General features: G+C 41.5%; 22 protein-coding genes. 5 read left to right on the top strand and 17 right to left on the bottom strand.

From position 1 onward, the window contains the following. Positions 1 to 162 precede the first annotated feature (162 nt). From PBT90_RS09090 to PBT90_RS09015, 16 genes are all read right to left on the bottom strand, one after another. Positions 163 to 324 carry a hypothetical protein gene (locus tag PBT90_RS09090; protein ID WP_264810085.1) on the bottom strand — a complete coding sequence of 54 codons (162 nt, stop codon included), beginning with the start codon at positions 322 to 324 and terminating at the stop codon, positions 163 to 165. Between the two features lie 540 nt (positions 325 to 864). Beyond that, positions 865 to 2,049 carry a relaxase/mobilization nuclease domain-containing protein gene (locus PBT90_RS09085; RefSeq protein ID WP_264810084.1) on the bottom strand — a complete coding sequence of 395 codons (1,185 nt, stop codon included), beginning with the start codon at positions 2,047 to 2,049 and terminating at the stop codon, positions 865 to 867. Then, on the bottom strand, positions 2,039 to 2,383 hold the full coding sequence (locus tag PBT90_RS09080) for a MobC family plasmid mobilization relaxosome protein (RefSeq protein WP_264810083.1): 345 nt from the start codon (positions 2,381 to 2,383) through the stop codon (positions 2,039 to 2,041). The genes PBT90_RS09085 and PBT90_RS09080 overlap by 11 nt, the downstream gene beginning before the upstream one ends. A 95-nt stretch (positions 2,384 to 2,478) precedes the next feature. Beyond that, a complete protein-coding gene (locus tag PBT90_RS09075; RefSeq protein WP_264810082.1) occupies positions 2,479 to 3,357 on the bottom strand; it encodes a toprim domain-containing protein in 879 nt (292 codons plus the stop codon). Positions 3,358 to 3,580: 223 nt separating this feature from the next. Further along, positions 3,581 to 4,783: a VapE domain-containing protein gene (locus tag PBT90_RS09070; RefSeq protein ID WP_270132835.1), complete on the bottom strand. Its 1,203-nt coding sequence runs from the start codon at positions 4,781 to 4,783 to the stop codon at positions 3,581 to 3,583. A 106-nt stretch (positions 4,784 to 4,889) separates the two neighbouring features. Beyond that, positions 4,890 to 5,246, bottom strand: a complete 357-nt coding sequence (locus tag PBT90_RS09065) for a helix-turn-helix transcriptional regulator (RefSeq protein ID WP_270132833.1) — start codon at positions 5,244 to 5,246, stop codon at positions 4,890 to 4,892. Positions 5,247 to 5,263: 17 nt separating this feature from the next. Next, the gene (locus PBT90_RS09060) at positions 5,264 to 6,106 is read right to left on the bottom strand and encodes a hypothetical protein (protein ID WP_264810079.1); all 843 of its coding nucleotides are present in this window, start codon (positions 6,104 to 6,106) and stop codon (positions 5,264 to 5,266) included. A gap of 2 nt (positions 6,107 to 6,108) precedes the next feature. Continuing rightward, positions 6,109 to 7,251, bottom strand: a complete 1,143-nt coding sequence (locus tag PBT90_RS09055) for a tyrosine-type recombinase/integrase (RefSeq protein ID WP_264810078.1) — start codon at positions 7,249 to 7,251, stop codon at positions 6,109 to 6,111. A gap of 169 nt (positions 7,252 to 7,420) precedes the next feature. Continuing rightward, positions 7,421 to 8,803, bottom strand: coding sequence for a tRNA uridine-5-carboxymethylaminomethyl(34) synthesis GTPase MnmE (mnmE, locus tag PBT90_RS09050; protein WP_264810077.1), 1,383 nt, complete (start codon positions 8,801 to 8,803; stop codon positions 7,421 to 7,423). Further along, entirely contained in the window at positions 8,800 to 9,252 is a 453-nt protein-coding gene (locus tag PBT90_RS09045) for a thioredoxin family protein (protein WP_264810076.1), read from the bottom strand. The genes mnmE and PBT90_RS09045 overlap by 4 nt, the downstream gene beginning before the upstream one ends. Positions 9,253 to 9,263: 11 nt before the next feature. Continuing rightward, positions 9,264 to 10,160, bottom strand: coding sequence for a metal ABC transporter permease (locus PBT90_RS09040; protein ID WP_264810075.1), 897 nt, complete (start codon positions 10,158 to 10,160; stop codon positions 9,264 to 9,266). After that, on the bottom strand, positions 10,150 to 11,442 hold the full coding sequence (locus PBT90_RS09035) for a metal ABC transporter permease (protein ID WP_264810074.1): 1,293 nt from the start codon (positions 11,440 to 11,442) through the stop codon (positions 10,150 to 10,152). Before PBT90_RS09035 ends, PBT90_RS09040 begins: the two co-directional genes overlap by 11 nt. 1 nt (position 11,443) lies before the next feature. After that, positions 11,444 to 12,232 carry a metal ABC transporter ATP-binding protein gene (locus PBT90_RS09030; protein ID WP_264810073.1) on the bottom strand — a complete coding sequence of 263 codons (789 nt, stop codon included), beginning with the start codon at positions 12,230 to 12,232 and terminating at the stop codon, positions 11,444 to 11,446. Continuing rightward, positions 12,229 to 13,143, bottom strand: coding sequence for a metal ABC transporter solute-binding protein, Zn/Mn family (locus tag PBT90_RS09025; RefSeq protein WP_264810072.1), 915 nt, complete (start codon positions 13,141 to 13,143; stop codon positions 12,229 to 12,231). The genes PBT90_RS09030 and PBT90_RS09025 overlap by 4 nt, the downstream gene beginning before the upstream one ends. Then, complete coding sequence (locus tag PBT90_RS09020; protein ID WP_264810071.1) at positions 13,140 to 13,802, bottom strand: metal-dependent transcriptional regulator; 663 nt, start codon at positions 13,800 to 13,802, stop codon at positions 13,140 to 13,142. The genes PBT90_RS09025 and PBT90_RS09020 overlap by 4 nt, the downstream gene beginning before the upstream one ends. 314 nt (positions 13,803 to 14,116) lie before the next feature. Beyond that, complete coding sequence (locus tag PBT90_RS09015; RefSeq protein WP_264810070.1) at positions 14,117 to 15,109, bottom strand: glycosyltransferase; 993 nt, start codon at positions 15,107 to 15,109, stop codon at positions 14,117 to 14,119. Between the two features lie 149 nt (positions 15,110 to 15,258). Here PBT90_RS09015 and PBT90_RS09010 point away from each other — a divergent pair, with 149 nt between their 5' ends. Both PBT90_RS09010 and PBT90_RS09005 read left to right on the top strand, forming a co-directional pair. Next, the gene (locus PBT90_RS09010) at positions 15,259 to 16,074 is read left to right on the top strand and encodes a 2,3,4,5-tetrahydropyridine-2,6-dicarboxylate N-succinyltransferase (RefSeq protein ID WP_264810069.1); all 816 of its coding nucleotides are present in this window, start codon (positions 15,259 to 15,261) and stop codon (positions 16,072 to 16,074) included. Positions 16,075 to 16,084: 10 nt separating this feature from the next. Then, positions 16,085 to 16,687 carry a tetratricopeptide repeat protein gene (locus PBT90_RS09005; protein WP_264810068.1) on the top strand — a complete coding sequence of 201 codons (603 nt, stop codon included), beginning with the start codon at positions 16,085 to 16,087 and terminating at the stop codon, positions 16,685 to 16,687. Positions 16,688 to 16,841: 154 nt separating this feature from the next. Here the strand turns inward: PBT90_RS09005 and PBT90_RS09000 are convergent, their stop codons facing one another. Further along, positions 16,842 to 17,546, bottom strand: coding sequence for a molecular chaperone DnaJ (locus tag PBT90_RS09000; protein WP_264810067.1), 705 nt, complete (start codon positions 17,544 to 17,546; stop codon positions 16,842 to 16,844). 215 nt (positions 17,547 to 17,761) lie between these two features. On the opposite strand from PBT90_RS09000, the gene PBT90_RS08995 reads away from it, so the two are divergent. The 3 genes from PBT90_RS08995 to PBT90_RS08985 all read left to right on the top strand — a co-directional run bounded on the left by PBT90_RS08995 (position 17,762) and on the right by PBT90_RS08985 (position 21,035). Beyond that, positions 17,762 to 18,169 carry a DUF4332 domain-containing protein gene (locus PBT90_RS08995; protein ID WP_264810066.1) on the top strand — a complete coding sequence of 136 codons (408 nt, stop codon included), beginning with the start codon at positions 17,762 to 17,764 and terminating at the stop codon, positions 18,167 to 18,169. Between the two features lie 90 nt (positions 18,170 to 18,259). Further along, positions 18,260 to 19,792: a DUF853 domain-containing protein gene (locus tag PBT90_RS08990; RefSeq protein WP_264810065.1), complete on the top strand. Its 1,533-nt coding sequence runs from the start codon at positions 18,260 to 18,262 to the stop codon at positions 19,790 to 19,792. A 37-nt stretch (positions 19,793 to 19,829) separates the two neighbouring features. After that, positions 19,830 to 21,035, top strand: coding sequence for a BaiN/RdsA family NAD(P)/FAD-dependent oxidoreductase (locus PBT90_RS08985; RefSeq protein ID WP_264810064.1), 1,206 nt, complete (start codon positions 19,830 to 19,832; stop codon positions 21,033 to 21,035). Positions 21,036 to 21,038 lie beyond the last annotated feature (3 nt).

The raw sequence follows: 21,038 nt of genomic DNA, 5'->3' as shown, positions 1-21,038 counted from the left end.
GTTTTATGAGACAAATTTTGGTAAGGGTACTTCCGCTGAAAAGACGCAATTTTCATTCTCATAAACTCATCTCTTTAATCAAGGTCTCAAATATCCATTTGCCCACCTTTTATGAGACGGCTAATGTGCATTCCGAAATGTTAAGCTAGAGTTTATTACCTGTCAACGGTAATCTTTAAGGTCATCACTTTTTTCTGGTTCCAAATCAGTTTCCATCTCACTAAATGAGCTGTTGGTTTTATACTTGATTTTCCCAGCTTGCATCGCCAAGGCTTCTTTGTAACCTTGGGAAATCATCTTTGTGATTTTTCTTGATTTTTTCATAGGTTCTATTTTATCACACCCCTGCAATATTACCTCTTAATCTGATAACTATTCTTTCCCGAGTTTATCTAAAGTTTATCTTTAAGAAATCTTGTGCTTCAAAAAAAAAACTTCCTAATTCGTCCCAATACCTATAAGTAAAGTTTATCTAAAAGTTTGTCTAAAAAATGTTTTTAATCAGTTAGTTAGATAAACTTTTTATCCAAACTGGTTTTCTGTTTGTTCCAGTATTTTCGATCTGGTGTTCCTTCTTAGAAAGGGCGTTCATTAGATTTCTGATTTTGTTGCTTTTTTGCTGCTCATTCAGAACATTCGGAAGCAGGTCGAAAAGTAATTTGTCGATATCTTCTTTTTTTGCCTTCCCATATTTGTCCAAAAATTCAAGAATGAGATTTTCGCTGACGATTTTTATCTGTCGGAAAGAAGGTTTTGCCTGTGTCCACCTAATCTCAGTGAAGGGGGGTAAATATATATACGTATATATCTATGGCCATATATCCATATATACCGATATATGGTCATATATGAAAAGTAGACTTATTAGCGCCCTATGCCTATATTTTTGTCTTCCTTCTTCTTTTTCCTTTTGCTGTCGTCATTTACATTCCCAGTAGTCGAAGCAGCAGCAAGCAGGTCACCAAGGCTAGCAATGGCACTAGGAGCGTGAAAAAAGCTATTTGTACTACCTTGATCACTTGACGGTAAATTTTCCGGTTCTCTATCATTCCCGAAATCAGTTTCTTTATTCGTGGATCTTGTTTCGAAGCTATGATTTGATGATTCGAACGGATTTGATCTTGAAGAATTTTTTGATTCTTCAAGATTTGATTCTGGTAGTTTCGCAGTTCTATTAGACATTCGATCAACTGTTGATTTTCCAGCTGAATAGTCATTTTCTCCCTTTGGGTATGCTGCTCTTGTTCGATGGTTTGCTTCGTCAATTGATTGAAGGTCTTTAGCTTGCTCATAGTGTAGTGTTTTGGATACCTGTCCCCATTTGAATTGATTTCCCAGTGCCTGGCCTTTAGCGACAAATCCGCCATAGCAGTAGGAGATGCCAGATACTCTGCCTGTACTGGCTTGGTTGAATAATACATAGACCCCGCTCTTTTCCAGATGGCCAATAAAGGAGGGGATGTTGTTACTTTTTTTCAAAGCTGCTCCCACCAACTCCTGTAGTACTATTCGTTGGGAGGCTTTACCAGTCCGCAAAGCCATTTCTATTTCATCCTTGTCGGGAGATTTTACCTTTGATTCTTGGCTTGATTTTACCTGTTCCAGATTATACTTAATCTCTAACTCCCTGGCGATTTGGTCGCTTCTTTGGTAGTTCCTGCTGTCTGAGACCACGGTTCCGTCAAATCGGTTGCGTAGCACTAGAATATGGCAATGTGGATGGCCGGTGTCATGATGCCGGAAGATGAAATAAGCATTATTGTCAAAGCCCATTTTCTTTATGTACTCTTCGGCGATGGTGAGCATTTTATCATTAGAAATCACCTCGTCCTTGCCAAAATTGAGGCTGGTGTGAAAGGTGTTTCGCTTCAATCTGGGATTTAAACTTTGCAATAAGCGCAGCTCATTCTTGATAGATTGTTGCTTGAGGCTAGCAAAATTAGTAGCAAGTAACTCAGCTTTTTGGGACTCGTCCTTGGAGTAAAGCTTTTGCAAATTGTAGTTCAACGCTCCCATGAAAGAAGTTCCTATGGATACCTTAGTGATCATTGACTAGAAGTTTGATTAGAAGATTTAGTTTTTCTTGTAAAGCCTGGAAAGCTGCAAGCTTATCAGATGGTACCGGAATATTTGAATTATAGTGTTTTGCGATTTGGTTGATGTTTGTTCCGATCTTCTTTAGCTCTAGATAGGTTTGCTTTTCCAGAATAGGTGTACGTGCTTTCGGTAGTCTGTTTTTGAAGACACAAGATCTGATCACTTCGGAAGCGCTGAGGTCGGAGTATTCACATAGTTTTGCCAATTGCTCATATTCCCCTTCGTCCATTTTGAAGGAAAACTTGATGCTCTTTTTTTCTTTTTGCGGTAGCTTAGGTCTTGCCATATCGGTAAATGAACGAAGTGAGTTTTTGATTTCTGAGCGGAGCGAAGCAAGCGTTTCGGTCTGGCCGAAACATAGCTTGCTTCGCAAAGCGACCCTCATCGAAGAAAGCCCAGTCGACCTTCATGAATTAGCATTTCATTATAGTCCTTGTATCCTGTATAGTCCAGACTTTTGTCTATGCAATGGGAGTGTTCCTTTAGTAGTTCTTTGGTATTTTTCTTTCCCTGATCGTCCCGATCAAGGTATAGCTCCACAGTTTTAAATTGCTCGAAATAGGAGGTGGCTTTTTTGGTATTTGCCAATGAGTTAAGTGACATTAAACAAGAGGGAATCTCCTGTAAATTGTTTCTTTGAAAGTAACTCATCAGGTCAAAAATCCCTTCGAATATTGCCAAGGTTGAATTACCGTTTCCTTTTGGATCTCCAAAAACACTGATACCCTGTCCCGTGCATCCTTTCCAGTATTTGTTGCGAAGAGACCAACCGTTGTTATTCTGGATTCCTACTCCAAAATATTTCTTTCCGTCCACCTCGAAGTACACTTCCTTGCAGAATTGTCGAGCCACGAACAAGGTTAACTCGCGAGATTCTATGTATTCGGAAATAGCATTGTTGGTACCAATTGGTTTGACTGCATACACATGGATTTTAGAACCGGCTTTCAAGTCATGGTGATTGTCTTGCTGTTGAAAAGAAAAAGACTCTAGGTTTCTTTGTGTGAGATGATTCAGGGCATCTTCAATCGAAAATGCAGGGTTTAATTTCAAGACTAGGTCGATCAGGGTTCCACCTTCATTGTCGTTCCCGAAATCGATCCAAAGATTGCTCCTGTGATCTACTTTGAAAGAAGGTGTTTTTTCTTCCCTGAAAGGAGAGAAGTATATGGAATAGCTTCCAAGGTTTTTCGCTGATTGGGTGCCAATTGCTGCGAGATATTCGAGAATGCTGATTTGATTGGCTTGCTTGCAGTTCATGATTGGTATAGTTTGTTAGTTAAAATTGTCAAAGTAGCTTACTACGTTACTACACTAGCTTTAATCGATAGAAAATCAATGTGTTATCTGTAGTCACGTTGCATTTTTATTGGCATTTTAAGCTTACTACGGTTACTACATTTCCGGTTTTGTAGTAAGGTGTAGTAACCTCGTTTGATTTAACCTTACTACAGGTAACTATCAGTATATCAATTATATATATTCATTGTAGTAAGGTAGTAAGTGGATTAGGGGTTTTTATATAATAGCCTTTTACGGGATAGGATTTGTCACCATAGCCTCTTTTGGCAATCCGTTCAAACCCGAGTCTTTTCAGGGCTTTTCCGATTTCCTCCCGGCTGATTTTGAGAAGTGATCCCTCTGCTTTATTCAGGTATTGGATGATGTCTGAGGGAGTCATGAATTCGTCCTTCTTATTTCCTGGCTCAAAGTGTTTCTGGATTAGCTCAAACTCCATGGTGATTGTGCTGAACTGGTTATTGGCCAGTTCGTTTTCCGTGATCTCCTCGGCAGTCATATTGTATTCAAAACCGCTTTTGTAAAGGCTATATGCCTGAGACCAGACTCGGTTGATATCAATCTCTTGTTTGTACTTCCAGTTGATTCCAATCAGGGTAAAGCAAAGCCAACGGACACTCCCTGTATCGTCTGTTAGAATTTCCGCCTTGTTGGTAGAACCAATAATGGATGCTCTACGGGGTTCCATGGTAGGCTTTCTATCATAGGGATGTCGGACTTTGATATAAGAGCGACTCATCAAGCTTTTTTGAGCATTGATTTCCTGTTTGTTGAGTGTTGACAATTCATCCTGGATTATCAGGAAGTTTTGACATAGCGCAATCAAACTGTCTTTATCAATAGAGATGTTTTCGGTCTGGTATTCGCTGAGATCTGGAGGGGTAAGAAATCTTGTCAGGGTCGACTTTCCGCTGTTTTGTTTGTCCTGGACTAAAATCAAGGCCTGCTTGTTGAAGTATTGGTCGTCTAGACTACAAGCGATGCAACGGACTAGCCATTTCTTGAACTGGACTTGGAACCTTTCCTGATCCAGCACTTGGATATAGTTGGTGATGTGGTCTATGTAATCACCATGTTTTTCTTGATTCCAGTGCTGTTTGTGGTGCTCAAAATAGACTTCCAAGGGATTTACCTTCGGAATAAAGTCACTACTCAAGAAGGAATTGATATCGGCAAGGGATGTGTTGTGTCCCGCTGATTTTGCCTCGATCAATAGGGTATGGGGATTGACCCGCAGGTAGTTGTTTTTTTCTTTTTCACTGGCAAAGACTTCGTAGACTACTACGTTGTTGATAAAGTCATATTTGCTTAGCAAGTATCGGATCATCTTTACCATGGGGGAATTGGAGTCATCATCCAATCGTTTGAAAGGATTTCTGTTTTTCATGGAGCTGCTTTAAGAGTTTGAAAAAGAATGCAGAACCAGTATCTTTACGCTGTCAGACGGAGATACTCTTTCCACATTATTAAAAGCGAATTCGAAAGGGTTCGCTTTATTTTTTTCTGGTGTACTGCAAAGCTTCCTTTCTTATTTCTGCTTCCGATTTACTTGGATTTTGCAATAGCCAATCATCAATCTTTTTGCGATCGAAGAAAAGTGCGCCATTATTAGGCTTGGAATAAGGGATTTTGGATTGGCTTACTAGTTTGTAGATGTAGGATACTTTGAAACCTGTATACTCACTAAGTTCCTCAGGATTCAAGATATCCTTAAGGCCAAACATAAATTTCTCAATGCGATTGAGTTTGTGTAGGATTTGTTCGTTTTCCATTGCTGCGTTTTTTTGATGTTGTCCAGCAAAGGAGAATAAAGGAGGCCTGAAAGGACAATAAAAATTAACTATTGTCAATGTTTTAGCGGGTTTCGTTAATGAATTTTTGAAAAAATACCGTCTATTTGATATTCAATTTCAGACTTGCTTCTGGAGTTTTTTGAAATGCTTTTTGAGCTTCGAAGAGATCCGGGTTTTATTGCTTTCCCATTTATGAGAAAAATTTTCGCCAATGTAGGATATGAAAGCCCATCAATCTTATTGTTTAGTTCATCGAAAAAGTAAACCGCATCAATCACAGGAATATTTAAGTCAAATAATGGGGTAGATGGAGTTGTACCCTTTCCAAAACAAACGACAAATTGCTCTCTATGAGATTTTTGTTTCTCAAGGTCTAAATATTCGATAAATCCATATTCCAATAATCCATCAAAAATTTTTTCTAACTGCCCTGATGTATAATGTGTTCTAAATTTCTTTTGGCTTTTATTTAAGGTGTTTTTTACCAGAGGTATATACCGATTTTCAAATCTTTTCTTCCATGTTAAATCTAGAATCAAAACACCAACGATGAATAGGAAAACGAACGGTGCAAAAAGCAAAACATCTTTCCAAAGAGTTCCTGTTGGATTAGAAACGCAAACAACGAAAGTACTTACGCACATCAATGGCCAGAAAATAGAATAAAAAAATATTCTGGGCTTTTCTACTTTTTTTCGAAATCCGGCCATCTTTTCATCAAACATGTAATCGGTATACCATATTGAATATCTTCTAATTAACTTCCATATATAAAATAATTGGATGAGAACCATACTGATTCCAGTTATCCAAACAAAAAGCGTGAAATTGAGATATAGGGTGATGCTAGTATAAAAAATGACAGGCAACAATATTAATAAAGTTGAAATAAAAATTTTGGTGGTTGATTTTTCCATTTTTAAAGTTTCAAATCCAAATTGAGCTTAGGAATTAAGAGGGCTGATTCTTTCATTTTTTTGTCAACCACCTTTGCATAAATAGATGTGGTTCGAATTTCCTTATGTCCGAGTCTTTTTTGGACGGTATACAAATCTGCGCCATTTTCAAGAAGTAAGACAGCGTTGGTATGCCTGGCACTGTGAAAAGTAATATGTTTGAATACCCCGGCTCGGTTGCACCATCGGACAATTTCATTATTGTACACTGCGCTATATTTCAAGCCAATAAAAACTCTGTCACGAGGAGAATGCCGTTCCCCGAGTAAATCTCTTGCCTGCTTTGAAATGTACAAATATTCGACTCCATCCGTTTTTTGCTGACGGAAGTTGACCCGGAAAACACCATCGTCTTCGTCTCTGACTTCTGACCAGGTTAGGGAGTTTATATCTGACCATCTTAGGCCTGTCAAGCATGAAAAAATAAAAGCCCTTTTTAATACCTCATATTTGCAGGGAGTGTCAATTAAACTTTGAAGCTCAGAAAAAGTTAGGTATTCTCGTTGGCTTTCTGCTTGTTCAAACGATTTAGCCCTTTCAGCGTAATTGATATTCAAATAGCCTTCGTTAAATGCGCTTCTCAAGCATGCCTTGAATTTATTGAAATAAGAATATTTGGAATTTAAAGAGAGGGGGAGGTTGCTTTTCGTTCTAGCCACCTCGTCAAAATGCTTTCTAACCCTTTTCAAAAAATGGTCATCAACTTCATCAAAAAGAAAATTTGGACTGATGCAATCCTTTAAATGGACATAGGCAGAAGTCCAGACCCCGTAGTTTTTTTCTGAATGGGATTTCTCTTCCATCTTCTCTTTATAAAAATCCAAAAAAGGTCTTTTGGACTTGCTGAGATTTTTGATGTCAAACTTTCCTTGGATGTATTCTGATTGCCGAATAGCCAGGATGTTTTCAGCCAGCCGAAGCTTTTCTTTATTCTCTTTTTTCTCAACAGCAGACTTGGGTTGATTTTCCAAGTAAATGTTCAGAAACTCAAAATCCCTCAAGTGGACGCGCTTACCATGTTCATTGGTGGTAGATCCTTTATAATACTCGAGGTATAGACTCAAGTTTCCGTTTTTCAGTTTCTTCTGTTTCAAAGAAATTTTCATGATGCTTTAGTTTACCACCTTGGTTGTACGGTTGTACAACCTTTTGTATTAAAGTTGTACTCAAGTTGGAACTAAAGTATAAATGAAAGATTATAAAGTCAAGCAAAAAAGTGCTAATATGTTGAAATTGAGCAGAAAGTAAACTAAAGGAAATCAAAGAAAAGTGTATTTATTTACCGATACAAAAATTCCGAAAAATATTTTCCAAAAGATCGTCCGTGGTAATTTCCCCTGTGATTTCACCCAAGAAATGTAAGGAGCGACGAATATCCATCGCCACAAAGTCATTGGTTACTTGGTTGTCTAAACCACCGAGAATATCCAATAAGGATTCACGGGTTTTGACTAGTGAATCGTAATGTCGTACGTTGGTCACCACCGTGTTGCCAGTCTTAAATTTATCCAGGTTTACCAGTTCGAGTATCTTGATTTTGAGTCCTTCTAAATTCTCTTTATTCCCGGCAGAGATAAAAATAGTATCAGGGTGTTTATCTTTTAACTCGTTAATTAATAGTGAATTAGATTTGTCAATCTTATTGGCTACTTTAAGAAAAGGAACACCTTGATTTTCCAGTTTGTTTACATCTCTATTGATCTCTACCATATCTGTATCGGTCAGATCAAAGAGGTACAAAATCAAGGAAGCAGACTTCATTTTCTCTTGGGTTCTGCTTACCCCAATGGCTTCGATGGTATCTGTTGTTTCCCGCAAACCTGCGGTATCGATAAAGCGGAAGATTACGCCTCCGATATTGATTTCATCCTCAATAAAATCCCGCGTAGTTCCGGCGATCTCAGAGACTATAGCTTTTTCCTCATTAAGTAGCGCATTGAGTAAGGTGGACTTTCCGGCATTTGGCTTTCCGGCGATCACGGTGGGCACACCATTTTTGATCACATTTCCCAGATCAAAGCTCAAAATTAATTCTTCAACTACCCGAAGTAAGCGCTCTACAAGCGCACGTAATTCTTCTCTACTGGCAAATTCCACATCTTCCTCGCCGAAGTCCAGCTCCAATTCTATCATTGAAGCGAAATGAATCAGCTTGCCCCTAAGTTCTTGGATTTCAGAGCTAAATCCACCTCGCATTTGGCTGAGTGCAGCTTGATGGGAAGTTTCGGAATCGGCATGAATCAAATCGGCAACGGCTTCAGCTTGCGCCAGATCAAATTGCCCATTCAGGAATGCACGCTGAGTAAATTCTCCAGGTTTAGCCGGTCTAGCTCCTTTGCGTATCAGTAACTTGAGAACCTGATTGATAATATAGGAAGATCCATGTGTGGAGATTTCCACTACATTTTCTTTGGTAAACGATTTGGGAGCGATGAAAAGGGACACCAGCACTTCATCGATGATCTTTTCCCCATCTCTGATCGTCCCGAAATGTATGGTATGAGAATCCTGTTTGGAGAGATTTTTACCATAAAAAACCTCATCTGTGAGGGTAATGGCATCCTTACCGGAAAGCCTGATTACTGCGATCGCTCCGACACCCTGAGGTGTAGCCAGCGCGATAATGGTGTCATTTTGTTCAGAAAGAGAAAAACTCATTTTGCGCCAAATCCATTTTCAATGATTTGTCCTAGCCCATCAAGGAACTCTGCAGGCTGTCTGTAGCCGGGAAGCTGGGTGATGTTTTTAAGTGTAGGATCTATAATGACAAAGTTTGGATAGGATCGCACACGCATAGTTGCAGCCATTTGGGCTTCACTATATTCCTTGCCTTTAAAGTCAAAAGTCCGTTTGGTATCCTCAGCATTCATTTTTACCGCATAGAAACGCTCGTTGATATATTGGATAACTGCTGGATCTGTAAATGTCTCCTTATCCATTTTTTTGCACCAGCCACACCAGTCCGTGTACACATCCACCAATAGCATTTTTGGATTGGCTTCCGTGGCAGCCACCGCCTCTTCAAACTTTAACCACTCGATTTTTTCCTGTGCTTTCGCAAAGTTCACTGTACACAGCAAAAGACCCAGAATCAGTATTTTTTTCATGCTCATAATTTTCATCTCTCCAACGGATTCACCGGGAGGGAAGTTCCGACTCCCAGCTTGGGCAATACATATTGCACAAATGCACTGCCAAGAAAGAGTAGGCCGCCCACCGTAACCATCATACCAGCGATAGAACTATCCACCAAATATGCCAAATAATATCCTGTAATGGAGATAAAAATACCCAATCCACAGGTAAGTTTGATTAAGGGTATTAATTTTTTGGTCCAGAGAAAGGCAGTAGCAGGAGGTACCACCAATAGCGCGACCACCAAAATGGCGCCTACAGCTTCGAAGCTACTTACTGTGGTATAGGATACCATACTCATCAAAGCTAAGTTAATCGCCCCAGCCGGAAGACCTATCACCATTCCAAAACTTTCATCGAAACTTGTTAGCTTTAACTCTTTGTATAACAGAAATATAAAGGTACTTACTAAAAGTAAATTGAGAATAGCTAAATAGGTGATTCTGGGCCCCATGCTAAAGCCTGCATCGGTGATCCAGAGATCTATAGGAAGATATGCGATTTCTCCATATAGCACACATTCCTGATCCAGATCTACCTTGTAAGCAAGAAGATTGATCAAGATTATTCCTATCGCAAAGAGTAGGGTAAAGGTGATTCCTATGGATGCATCCAGTTGAACTTTTGCTTTTGTCTTTAGCCAATTGATAATCAAGGTCGCGATGATACCGAGTATTCCTGCTCCTATAATCACTTCCAGGCCTCTTTGACTGCCGGATACAAAAAAACCGATGACAATCCCGGGTAGCACAGCATGGCTAATGGCGTCTCCGGTCATGGACATTTTGCGCAGCATCATAAATACACCTAGCAATCCGCACGAAATGGAAATGAGAGATGCGGTGAATATGATCAGAAAGGCATTTTGGTCAAAGCTCATCGTTGTCGCGGGGAATGGCCTCTTGGTGAGGGTCAAGTTTAGGATAATTCAATCTGCTTTCCAGCAATTCCTCCAATTCCGGAGTCAGTATATGCTCTAGTTTTTCGGCGGAATCGTGGACGTGATCTGGAGCGATATTCATGTACTCGTTGAGGTAAAGTTCCCAGAGTCGGTGTAGCCTGACTATTCGCTTTGCCTCTGATTTACCTGCTGAAGTGAAATTTATAATATTCTGATTCATAGTTACTAGACCACTATGTTTTAAATTATTAATAGCACGTCTGGTTTCCTGCTTTTTATGCGAAAAGGAGCCATAGATTTCTTCTATGGTCAAATCTCCTTTACCTTCTTCCTGGGCATGAAAAATAAACTTCAGCAGATGATCCCGCAAGGTGGATTTTAAATATTTTCTCCGGGCTAGGTATCTGGAAAGCACTCCGGTTTTGGGAGCCAAAAGAAAAGAAATCAATGCGAGAAGGGATAGGCTGACGACCACCCATGGGCCGGTGGGCATCTGGGGGATCACAAAGGAAATGTAGGTGCCAATGATACCCGAGATAGCCGAAAATGTACCAGCCAAGATAAGCAGTGGGCCTAGCTTATTGGTCCAAAATCTAGCCGCTGCTCCAGGTGTGATGAGCAAGGCGGCCATTAATACCACGCCGATTGCCTGAATTCCGATTACTACGGAAAGTATCATCAGTACATTGAATACTAGACGAATGCTGGTCATGGGGTAGCCCAGAGCCGATCCAAAATCAGGATTGAATACGAGCATATTAAATTCCTTGCGAAAAAGGCTGAGTGTGATAATGATCAAAATCGCCAGGCCTCCATACAGATAAAGGTCTTCCTCAAGTATGGCAATCGCATTTCCGAAGATAAATTGGTTGAGTCCTGCCATTTCTGGATTTCCGGATTTTTGGATGACGGTTAGCAATACCACCCCAAACCCAAAGAATATGGATAGGATGGATGCAATGATTGCGTCGTCACTCAACCGGGTTTTGCTTTTGAGCCAAGAGGTAAGGAAGGTAGCCAGGGCACCAGATAGGAATGCACCCGTCACGATATACAGGGGATTCTTTTCACCAGCCAGCATAAATCCCAAACAAATCCCAGGAAGTACAGCATGGGAAATGGCGTCACCTAGCAAGGCCTTTTTGTCTAGAAAACTGTAGGTACCCACATATGCTGAACCAATGCCCAAAAGGGTAATCCCTATCACCACAAATGCGATAGAGGAGTCCTGAAAGGTGAAGAAATAAGCGAAATCACTCATATCAACTCTTTAATGGGTTAAAATCCTTCTGTCGGATAATGTCCGTTACTTTTGTCAGTAGGTTGAGTTTGCCTCCGTAGGTTTTCCTAAGCAAATCTTCAGTGACCACTTCAGACTTAGGACCGGAGGCCACCAGGTGTAGATTTAGCATGATAATCCAATCAAAGTAATTCATAGCTGAGTGAATGTCATGATGTACCACAATGACCGTTTTTCCTTCTTTGGTCATTTCAAGCAAAAGATTAAAAATGGCGGTCTCTGTCGCCATGTCCACACCAGCGAATGGCTCATCCATCAAGTAAAGGTCTGCTTCTTGTGCCAAAGCCCTGGCGATAAATACGCGTTGCTGCTGGCCCCCGGAAAGCTCCGAAATCTGCCTGTTTACAAATGCCTGCATGCCTACTTTTTCCAGGCATCTTATGGCAGTTTCCTTTTCCTTTTTGCCAGGCCTGCGAAATAATCCCAGTTTGCCATAAGTACCCATCATGACTACGTCAAGCACGGATGCAGGAAAATTCCAATCCACTGATTCCCGCTGGGGCACATAGCTAATTCTTCTCCTTACATCGTTTAACTCGCGGTCAAAAACTTTTACATAGCCACCTGATAAGGGTACCAGGCCCATGATTGCTTTGATAAGTGTAGATTTTCCTGCCCCGTTGGGACCTAAAATTCCGATTAGTTTTCCCGAGGGTAGGCTTAGATCCACATTCCATAAAACCGGACTTTGATCGTAGCTGACTGTGAGGTCGTGAATTTCTAATATTGGTGATTCTACTTGTTTGATCATGGCTTTAAACTTTGGAAAATGATACTGACATTGGTTTCAACCATTCCTATATAAGTACCTGCAGATGAATCTGGATCTCCTAGGCTATCGGTATAGAGTGGACCTGCAAGAGAAATGTCATGGTTTTGATTGGCGCAGCCTGCCACCACAGCTTCTATGGCTTTTGGGGAGATGGTTTGCTCCGCAAAAACCGCATGGATATTTCGCTCTACTATAAAGCTAACCAAGCTGGTCAGGTCTCTCAGGCCGGGCTCACTCAAAGTGGACAGTCCCTGTAGGCCCAAGACCTCCAGGTCGTAAGCCTTGCCAAAGTAGGAGAAGGCATCATGAGCAGTGATCAGGGCTTGGTTTGCTTTGCGAAGCTCGGCTACTTTGGCGAGATTCTGTTGATGCAGATCTGCCAATTGCTTTAGGTAGATTTTTTCGTTTTCGGTTACTTCAGCTTTCCATTCGGGTTGCCATGCTATGATTTCATCAGCGGCATGAAATAAAGCTAGGGTCCAAAGCGACACATCAAACCATATATGCGGGTCAACACTGTGGGCTTCTGGACCTGAACGAATCAGAAGTTCTTCTGGAATAGTTTCAGATACATTGATGAGATTTTGGCTGAAAGCTAACTTTTCAAAAATCTCAGTCATTTTTCCCTCCAGGAAAAGCCCGTGGTAGACGACCAAATCAGCCTCCTGAAGCAAATCCAGGTCACGAACGGAGGCTTTGTAAAGATGTGGGTCTACACCGGCCGGCATGAGTGCCACCACTTCTGCATTGTCACCGACCAGGTTTCTTATGCCATCCGCGAGAATACTGGTAGTGGCTACGATTTTTGGCTTTATGCGTTCCTCCTTGCTTTCAAATTTGCAAGAAAACGAAAGGGACAAAAGGAGGGCTACTGTGAGGAGATTTCTCATGATTGAATAGCCAGAATATTTGCTGCGACATCCTTGGACATGAAGAGTGTTTTTTTCTGATCCACGAGAATTTCCATGGATCCATCAAACTCGACTTTATCCAATATTTTGATTCGGGCTCCGATGTAAGCGCCTACTTTATCGAGGTATTTTAGGAAGGCCGCCGAGCTGTCTTTTACTGCCACGATCTGGCCAGATTGGTCAATGTCCATTTCGATCAAAGCCAATCTAGGTCTGGCTCTCACGTCACCATATTCATCGGGAATCGGATCACCGTGTGGGTCAAATTTCGGATAGTTCAAAAACGCATCAAGACGCTGGATGAGTAGGGGAGATTGAATGTGTTCCAGCTCTTCTGCCACCTCATGGACCTCGTCCCATGCAAACTGTAATTTGTCCACCAAAAACACTTCCCAAAGCCTATGTTTTCGGATGGTCTGAAGTGCTCTTTTTTTGCCCTCTTCAGTGATGTTTACCCCATAGTATTTTCTGTACTCGATCACGGCTTTGTCTCCTAGTTTGCGGAGCATGTCCGAGACTGAGGCGGGCTTGGTTTTCATCTCCGCGGCCACGTCGTTTGTGGATACACTTTTGGTTCCGCCCTCTGATAGATGGTAGATGGCTTTGAGGTAATTCTCCTCAGCTGTGGTAAGCGTCATGACTGGTGCATTTTTCAATTACCCAAATATAAAAATTTATTTAGATATAGCTAAAAATATATTTTATATTGCCTAAAACCGCTGTGGATAAGTCGAAATTTTATGTGATCAAGGATTTAGAGATGACTAAAAATAAAATTTATACTGTCTAAAAAAGTGTGTAAGTTGTTTTATAACAATGTGTTGTAGATTTGAATACTAAAATAATGATAGGTGATTGGGTGTTTTTTCAGAGTTTCCATTTGGTGGAAATGAGTGTAAAATATAGGATGAGAGTGGATAAGTGTGGATAGCTATCCACATACCTCCTGGGTTTAAAGAGAAGCTATAGCTTGAATAAATTTTTTTTTCTGAGAATCCCAGAGTATGCTATCTGATGGAATTTGGGTAAAATATTCCATGCTTAAGGCAGCTTCGAAAGTTGCAATAGCACTACTTGGATTAGAAAAATCCACAGAAAACCCACCAGAAAAATCAGCTAAAAAATCCTCCCAAATTGGATTTGGACTAATCAAAACCGGCACTCCCAGCGCTGCAGATTCAAATAGTTTTGTGGGCATTTTGTCCCGGATCGCTGCATGATTTTGATAAGGCAAAAGTGCAAAATCTGCCTGCTTCATCGCCTCCAAAATCCTCGAATGGTCCACTGGATTTTCCTGAATATTCAAATGAATATTGGAGTGGTTTAAGCAGGCTTTTTCGAGCTCATTTTTAAACTTGGGCAGGGTGACATGTCCCAGTATTTCCAGGCTGGAATTTGGGAATTTTGCAGCAATTTCTTTGAACCATTTTACAGCTTCCAGACAGCCAAATGCTGGAGTAATAGTACCCGATAGTAAGAATCTAAAACTGCTTTGCCCACCAATATTGATAGGAGATTTCACATGGATTTTTCCAGAGAATTTATTTTCCAGAACCAAAAAAGGCTTCTTCTCTGGCATTTCTATTTGATAACATTTTTCTGCCAAAAGGTATAAATCTACCCCAGAGATTTGCTCAGCTTCTCGGATTAATGCCTTTGCTTTTGACTTTTTGGTTTCTGTCAATTCCGGATTCAGATCCAGGTTTTTGATGTAGTTTTCCTGCACATCGTAAAGTAAAGCATACCCGATTTTCCGCTTAAAAAAGCAGGCTATAGGAAGAAACTCGTAGGTACATACGATGAGGATTTTTGGTCTCACTTTGAGTAAAATTTTCAAAAATCTCAGCTGTGCGTATAGTCTTGCCCAGGTTGATTGGGTACGGGCTAGGGAAGCATAATGGATTTCACCTTCACAATTTTCAACGGGTTTTTGTGAAAATCCCATAAAATTTAAGGTGTATAGCCCTGTTTCTCGCAATGAAAGGCCAAGCTTTCCCCAAGCTCTTGTATCTTTGGCGGGCTTAAGGCTTGAGGCAATCAAGACTGGAATTCGAGAAACAAATTTTCCACTCATAAACGAAACTAACCAAAATAATGGAACTGAAAACAATCATTGAGCAGGCTTGGGAAAACCGAGAACTTTTAAAAGAAGATAACACCCAGCAGGCCATTAGAGCTGTAATCGCCGACTTAGATGAAGGTAAAATCCGAGTTGCTGAACCTACCGAGGACGGAAATTGGAAAGTAAATGACTGGGTGAAAAAGGCGGTAATCCTGTATTTCCCCATCCAAAAAATGGAAACCATAGAGGTAGGTCCTTTTGAGTTCCATGATAAAATGGCATTAAAAAGCGATTATGCTGCTAAAGGTGTGCGTGTAGTACCTCATGCAGTGGCTCGCTACGGGGCTTACCTGGCGTCTGGAGTAGTGATGATGCCAAGTTATGTTAATATTGGTGCTTATGTAGCAGGTGGCACGATGGTTGACACTTGGGCTACTGTCGGTTCTTGTGCGCAGATCGGCAAAGATGTTCATTTGAGTGGTGGAGTAGGGATTGGAGGAGTTTTAGAGCCTATTCAGGCAGCTCCGGTGATCATTGAAGATGGAGCATTCATAGGATCCAGAGCGATTATAGTAGAAGGCGTCAGAATAGGTAAGCAAGCGGTGATAGGAGCAGGAGTGACTTTGACTGCTAGTTCCAAAATCATAGATGTAACCGGAGCTGAGCCCAAAGAATATAAAGGATACGTACCAGAAAGATCGGTAGTGATTCCAGGGTCCATCTCTAAAAATTTTCCTGCTGGTACCTTCCAGGTGCCCTGCGCTTTGATCATCGGTCAAAGAAAAGCCTCTACTGATCTCAAAACATCACTGAATGATGCGCTCAGAGAAAATAATGTAGCAGTCTAATCCAATTAAAATGAAAACTAGTATCAAAGCTTTTTTGGCTTGCTTAATCTACATTTCCCTCTGGTCTTGTTCGGAAAAGAAAACCAGTACAGGAGATGTATATTTCAATCAAGGCGAATACGCCAAAGCAGCTGATGAATATTCTGAAGATTTAAAGTATAACCCCAACGATGTGCGTATGCTCTACAATAGAGGCAGAGCGCTGGAAGAGCAAGGTGATCTGGAAGCAGCTAAGGCTGACTATCAGAAAGCCTTAGAGACAGAACCTAATAACTTTCAGGTACTCCTCAGCTTGGCCAATGTAAACTATAATCAGCAGAACTATACCAATGCCCTGCTTTATTCTAATCAGGCAGCTGATATATCAGGAGCGCCGGCAATGGCTTCATTTATGAAAGCCAGGGCACTTCAGAAAATCGGAAAAACTGAGGAAGCACTCAAAGCTTATGGCAATGCTATTGCAGTAGACAAGGAGTTTGGGCAAGCTTACTTTAACAGAGGTTTATTAAAAATAGCTATGAAAAATATAGCTGGGGCTTGTGAGGATTTTCAATTGGCTTCTGCCCTCGAATACGAAGGTTCAGAAGAAGCACTGGCTAAGTATTGCAAATAAGTAAACCTGATAATCAGAAATGCTGACTTTCGCATTTTTAGATTCCACAGATGAAATTTTCATGTAAGCTTAAATGAAAAAACCGGCCTAGGCCGGTTTTTTTTGGTTTGGAGGTATAGGTTGTGGCGTAGAACAGCTAGTTCAACTTGTGGATTTAATGTTCATGCGCTTCTTCCAGATGATCGCAAAGCGCTTCTGACGAAAGTTTGCCACTTCCCCCGCAGGTTCGGCAGGAGCTTACTTCCTTTAGGCTCCCTTCACAGACCGGACAGGTCAATCTTCCTTTTCCTGCGCAGCGTTCACATTCAAAGTATTCCACGATATTAAAGATGTTTACCTTGGTGATCATGCCTGAACCACTGCATCGGCTACAACCTACTATGCCTTTGGCTTTGCAGTAATGACAATCCTGCTCCACTTGTCTCTTTCCGTCACAGGTAAAACAATTCTGGTATCTATAGCCTCGGCGATCACAGAGCTGACACTCCTGGATCTCCTGAAGTGGACCTGCCAGTTTTTCCTGCAGTTCCTGTGCACCTTGATAGTTTTGACCTTTAAAGCCGCTTAGCTCTAGGTATTTGTTTACAAAATTGGATGCGTTGTCATATTGCTTCAGGTGGTAGAGTGTTTCAGCAAAGTAATAAGGCATTTCTTCTGGCAACTGCTGACCGGAATCTATCATATTTCGGAAGATTCCATTTGCTGTCTCGTAGTCATTTCTTTCAATAGCTGCTTTGGCGCCTTTCATCCAATGATCCATTTGGCCAAGATTAGGGCCTAGCTGCGCCTTAGATAAGTTTGGCAAAACCAACATGAAGCAAAGGATAAGCAGGAGGCTGTAGGTAGTTTTCTTGTTCACAATTAGTCGTTTTCTCAGAGCAATTAAAGTAGAAGTTTCTGCAAGGTAAAGTTAATGTTTCCAAACGGGCAAATCTATCTTTAAACCCATGCTGATATTTTGGAAGTAAAAAAATGTCAGTATTTTGGGGAGATATTCGTTCGAAATATGCCAAGGCTGATTTTTAGAATGGGTATTAGTTTTAGTCAACACTTTAATCCTAAAATTTTAGAAAAATGGGAAAACCAATCACAATGATCGAAAGCATCGGTCCGGTAATGAAAGAAAAGCTTGCAGCTGCAGGAGTGTCCACAGTAGAAGGTTTATTGGAAAAAGGAGCCACAAAAGCAGGCAGAAAATCCATTGCAGATGCTTCTGGATTGGATGAAAGCAAAATTCTTGTTTGGGTGAATATGGCCGATTTGTTCAGAATTAATGGCATCGCCAGTCAGTTTGCTGAATTGCTGAAAGCCGCCGGAGTAGACACCGTCAAAGAACTTAGAAATAGAAATCCAGAAAACCTGCATGCGGCTTTGGTGCAAACCCAAGAGGAAAAGGGATTGACCAGAGTAGTGCCAGCTGCCTCTAAAGTGGCGGACTTTGTGGAGCAGGCCAAGGCTCTTGAGCCTATGGTAACCTATTAAAGACCCCAACTAGTAACTTTTTCATAGAAAACCTTTTTGCCATTGGCATCAAGGTTTTTTTTGTAGTTTGGTTCAGCAATTATTTTTGACATGAGTAAGAAAGAAGCATTTATCACCCATTTGGCCGAAGGCCAGAAGTACAAAAAAGACTCCATCATCCTTGGGACAGGAATATTGGAGGGCCAGCCCATCAATAGAGCGCAAGTCAGAGTGCCCTTGAAAACCATGAACCGGCATGGACTAATAGCGGGAGCTACAGGCACGGGCAAAACCAAAACCCTGCAAGTCATCGCCGAGCAATTGGCATTGAAAGGCGTACCCTCGGTGCTCATGGACTTAAAGGGGGACCTATCCGGTCTGGCAAAGCCTGGAGAGCTGAATGATTTCATCAAAAACCGATCTGAGGTTATAGGCGTGGAGTATGTTCCCATGGGATTACCGGTGGAGTTGATGTCTATTTCTGAGGAGAAAGGAGTGAAGTTAAAAGCCACAGTTTCTGAGTTTGGGCCTGTTTTGATTTCACAGATCCTGGAGCTGAATGCTACCCAACAGGGAGTCATAGCCGTTGTTTTCCGCTATTGTGACTTGAATCATTTGCCGCTTTTGGATCTCAAGGATTTGAAGCGGGTGCTGCAGTTTGTGACCAATGAGGGCAAGGAAGTCATCAAAAAGGAATTTGGACAGGTTTCCTCGGCTTCTGTAAATACCATCATGCGGAAAATCATAGAGCTGGAACAGCAGGGTGCAAATCGCTTTTTCGGAGAGAAATCTTTTGAGGTTGATGATTTCGTGCAGACCCAAGATGGGAAAGGGAAAATATCAGTCATCAGGTTGACTGATGTTCAAAGCAAGCCTAAGCTCTTTTCCACTTTTATGCTCAGTTTGCTTTCTGAGATTTACGAGACCTTTCCCGAGCAGGGAGATGATGACCAGCCAAAGCTTTGCCTATTTATAGACGAGGCGCATTTGGTCTTTTCCAATGCCAGTAAAGACTTGTTGGAAAAAATCGAAGCTATTGTCAAACTCATCCGTTCCAAAGGTGTGGGGGTCTATTTTTGTACTCAAACACCCACAGACGTTCATGATAGTATTCTGGGGCAATTGGGCCTGAAGGTTCAGCACGCACTCAGAGCTTTCACGGCCAAAGACAGAAAAGCCATTACCAAAACTGCCGAAAACTATCCTGAATCTGAGTTTTACGAGGTTTCTGAGACGCTGACTTCCATGGGCATAGGAGAGGCCTTGGTCACTGCGCTGAATGAAAAAGGTATCCCTACACCTTTGGCTCATACGCTCGTTCGCGCTCCCATTTCCAGGATGGATATACTGGAGAGCTCCGAAATAGATGAGCTAGTGAACGGATCCCAATTGGTCGCCAAATACAATGAGGATATGGATAGGGAGAGTGCTTTTGAGCTTTTGGAGGAAAAAATGAATCGGGTGGAGAAAGAACAGGAAAAGGCTGTTTTACCTGGCCCCAAACCCAGAACTGCCAGCAGAACCCCAAAAGAAGAATCACTATTGGAAGAACTCAGTAAAAACACCATGGTTCGCCAATTAGGCCGGACCATATTCAGAGAGCTCACCCGAGGCATTTTGGGTTCTTTCACTAGAAGAAGATAAGGGATACAACTAATTGTAAAACAGTAGATTAAATCCTTTGAAAATAGCAGTAATAGGAGGGGGAGCAGCAGGTTTTTTTGCGGCCATTCATGCCAGCTCGTCTGGGTGCGAAGTAGAGATTTTTGAGAAATCTTCGAAGGTACTTTCCAAGGTGAAAGTTTCTGGAGGTGGTCGGTGCAATGTCACTCATCAGCCTATGGAAATTTCCAAATTGGTCAAAAACTATCCCCGAGGAGAAAAATTCTTAAAGCGGGTGTTTAGAAAATTCAGCTCAGCACATACTATTTCTTGGTTTGAATCCCATGGCGTTCCGCTTAAAGTCGAAAAAGACGGAAGGATGTTTCCGGTTTCGGACTCCTCCCAGACGGTGATAGATGCACTTTTACGGGAAGTGCAGAAACTGAAAGTCGAAGTAAAGCTTTCCTGTGCAGTGGATGCTATTCGATTGATGGAGTCTGGATTTGAGCTGAAAACCAGTAAAGGAACCTTTGAATTTGACAGACTGATCATCGCCACAGGTGGCCATCCCAAACTTACCGGTTACGGGTTTCTAGCAGGTTTAAAACACCAGGTCTTAGCACCCATACCTTCGCTTTTTACTTTTAATACACCCAGGGAATCGCTCAAAGAACTTATGGGGCTATCCGTGGGGAACGGAATTGTGAAATTGGCCGGTACAAAATTCACCTACCAAGGACCGATTCTGGTGACCCACTGGGGGATCAGCGGCCCGGCGGTGCTAAAACTTTCAGCTTTTGGGGCCAAATGGCTTCAGGAAAGCGATTATCAGGCGACAGCCATTATCCAATGGAACGCAAATTTTGGAGAGGAAGCTTTGCAAAGCAATCTCAAGTCTTTTGCGCTCAAGCATCCAAATAAGAAAGTCAGTACCAATGCATTATTTGATATTCCCGGAAGATTATGGGAGCATTTTTGTCATAAAGCTGAAATAGATGCTGATCAGGTCTATGGCTCCCTGGGAAAAAAGCAACTCAATAAATTGGTGCAGAATTTATTTTGCTATAATTTGAAAGTCGAAGGTAAGACCACCTTTAAGGAGGAATTCGTTACTGCAGGCGGAGTTTCTCTAGAAGGCGTCAATCCAGAAACCATGGAAAGTAAATATCACCCAAATTTATACTTTGCAGGTGAGGTTTTGGACCTAGACGGAATCACTGGCGGCTTCAATTTTCAGGCAGCCTGGTCTACCGGTTTTCTTGCAGGCATATCTTCACCCAACTAAAAA

Origin of the sequence: Algoriphagus sp. TR-M9, assembly GCF_027594545.1 — a bacterium.
GTDB lineage: Bacteria > Bacteroidota > Bacteroidia > Cytophagales > Cyclobacteriaceae > Algoriphagus > Algoriphagus halophytocola.
The sequence above is the reverse complement of the archived record's forward strand: the minus strand, read 5'-3'. Positions and strand labels throughout refer to the sequence as shown.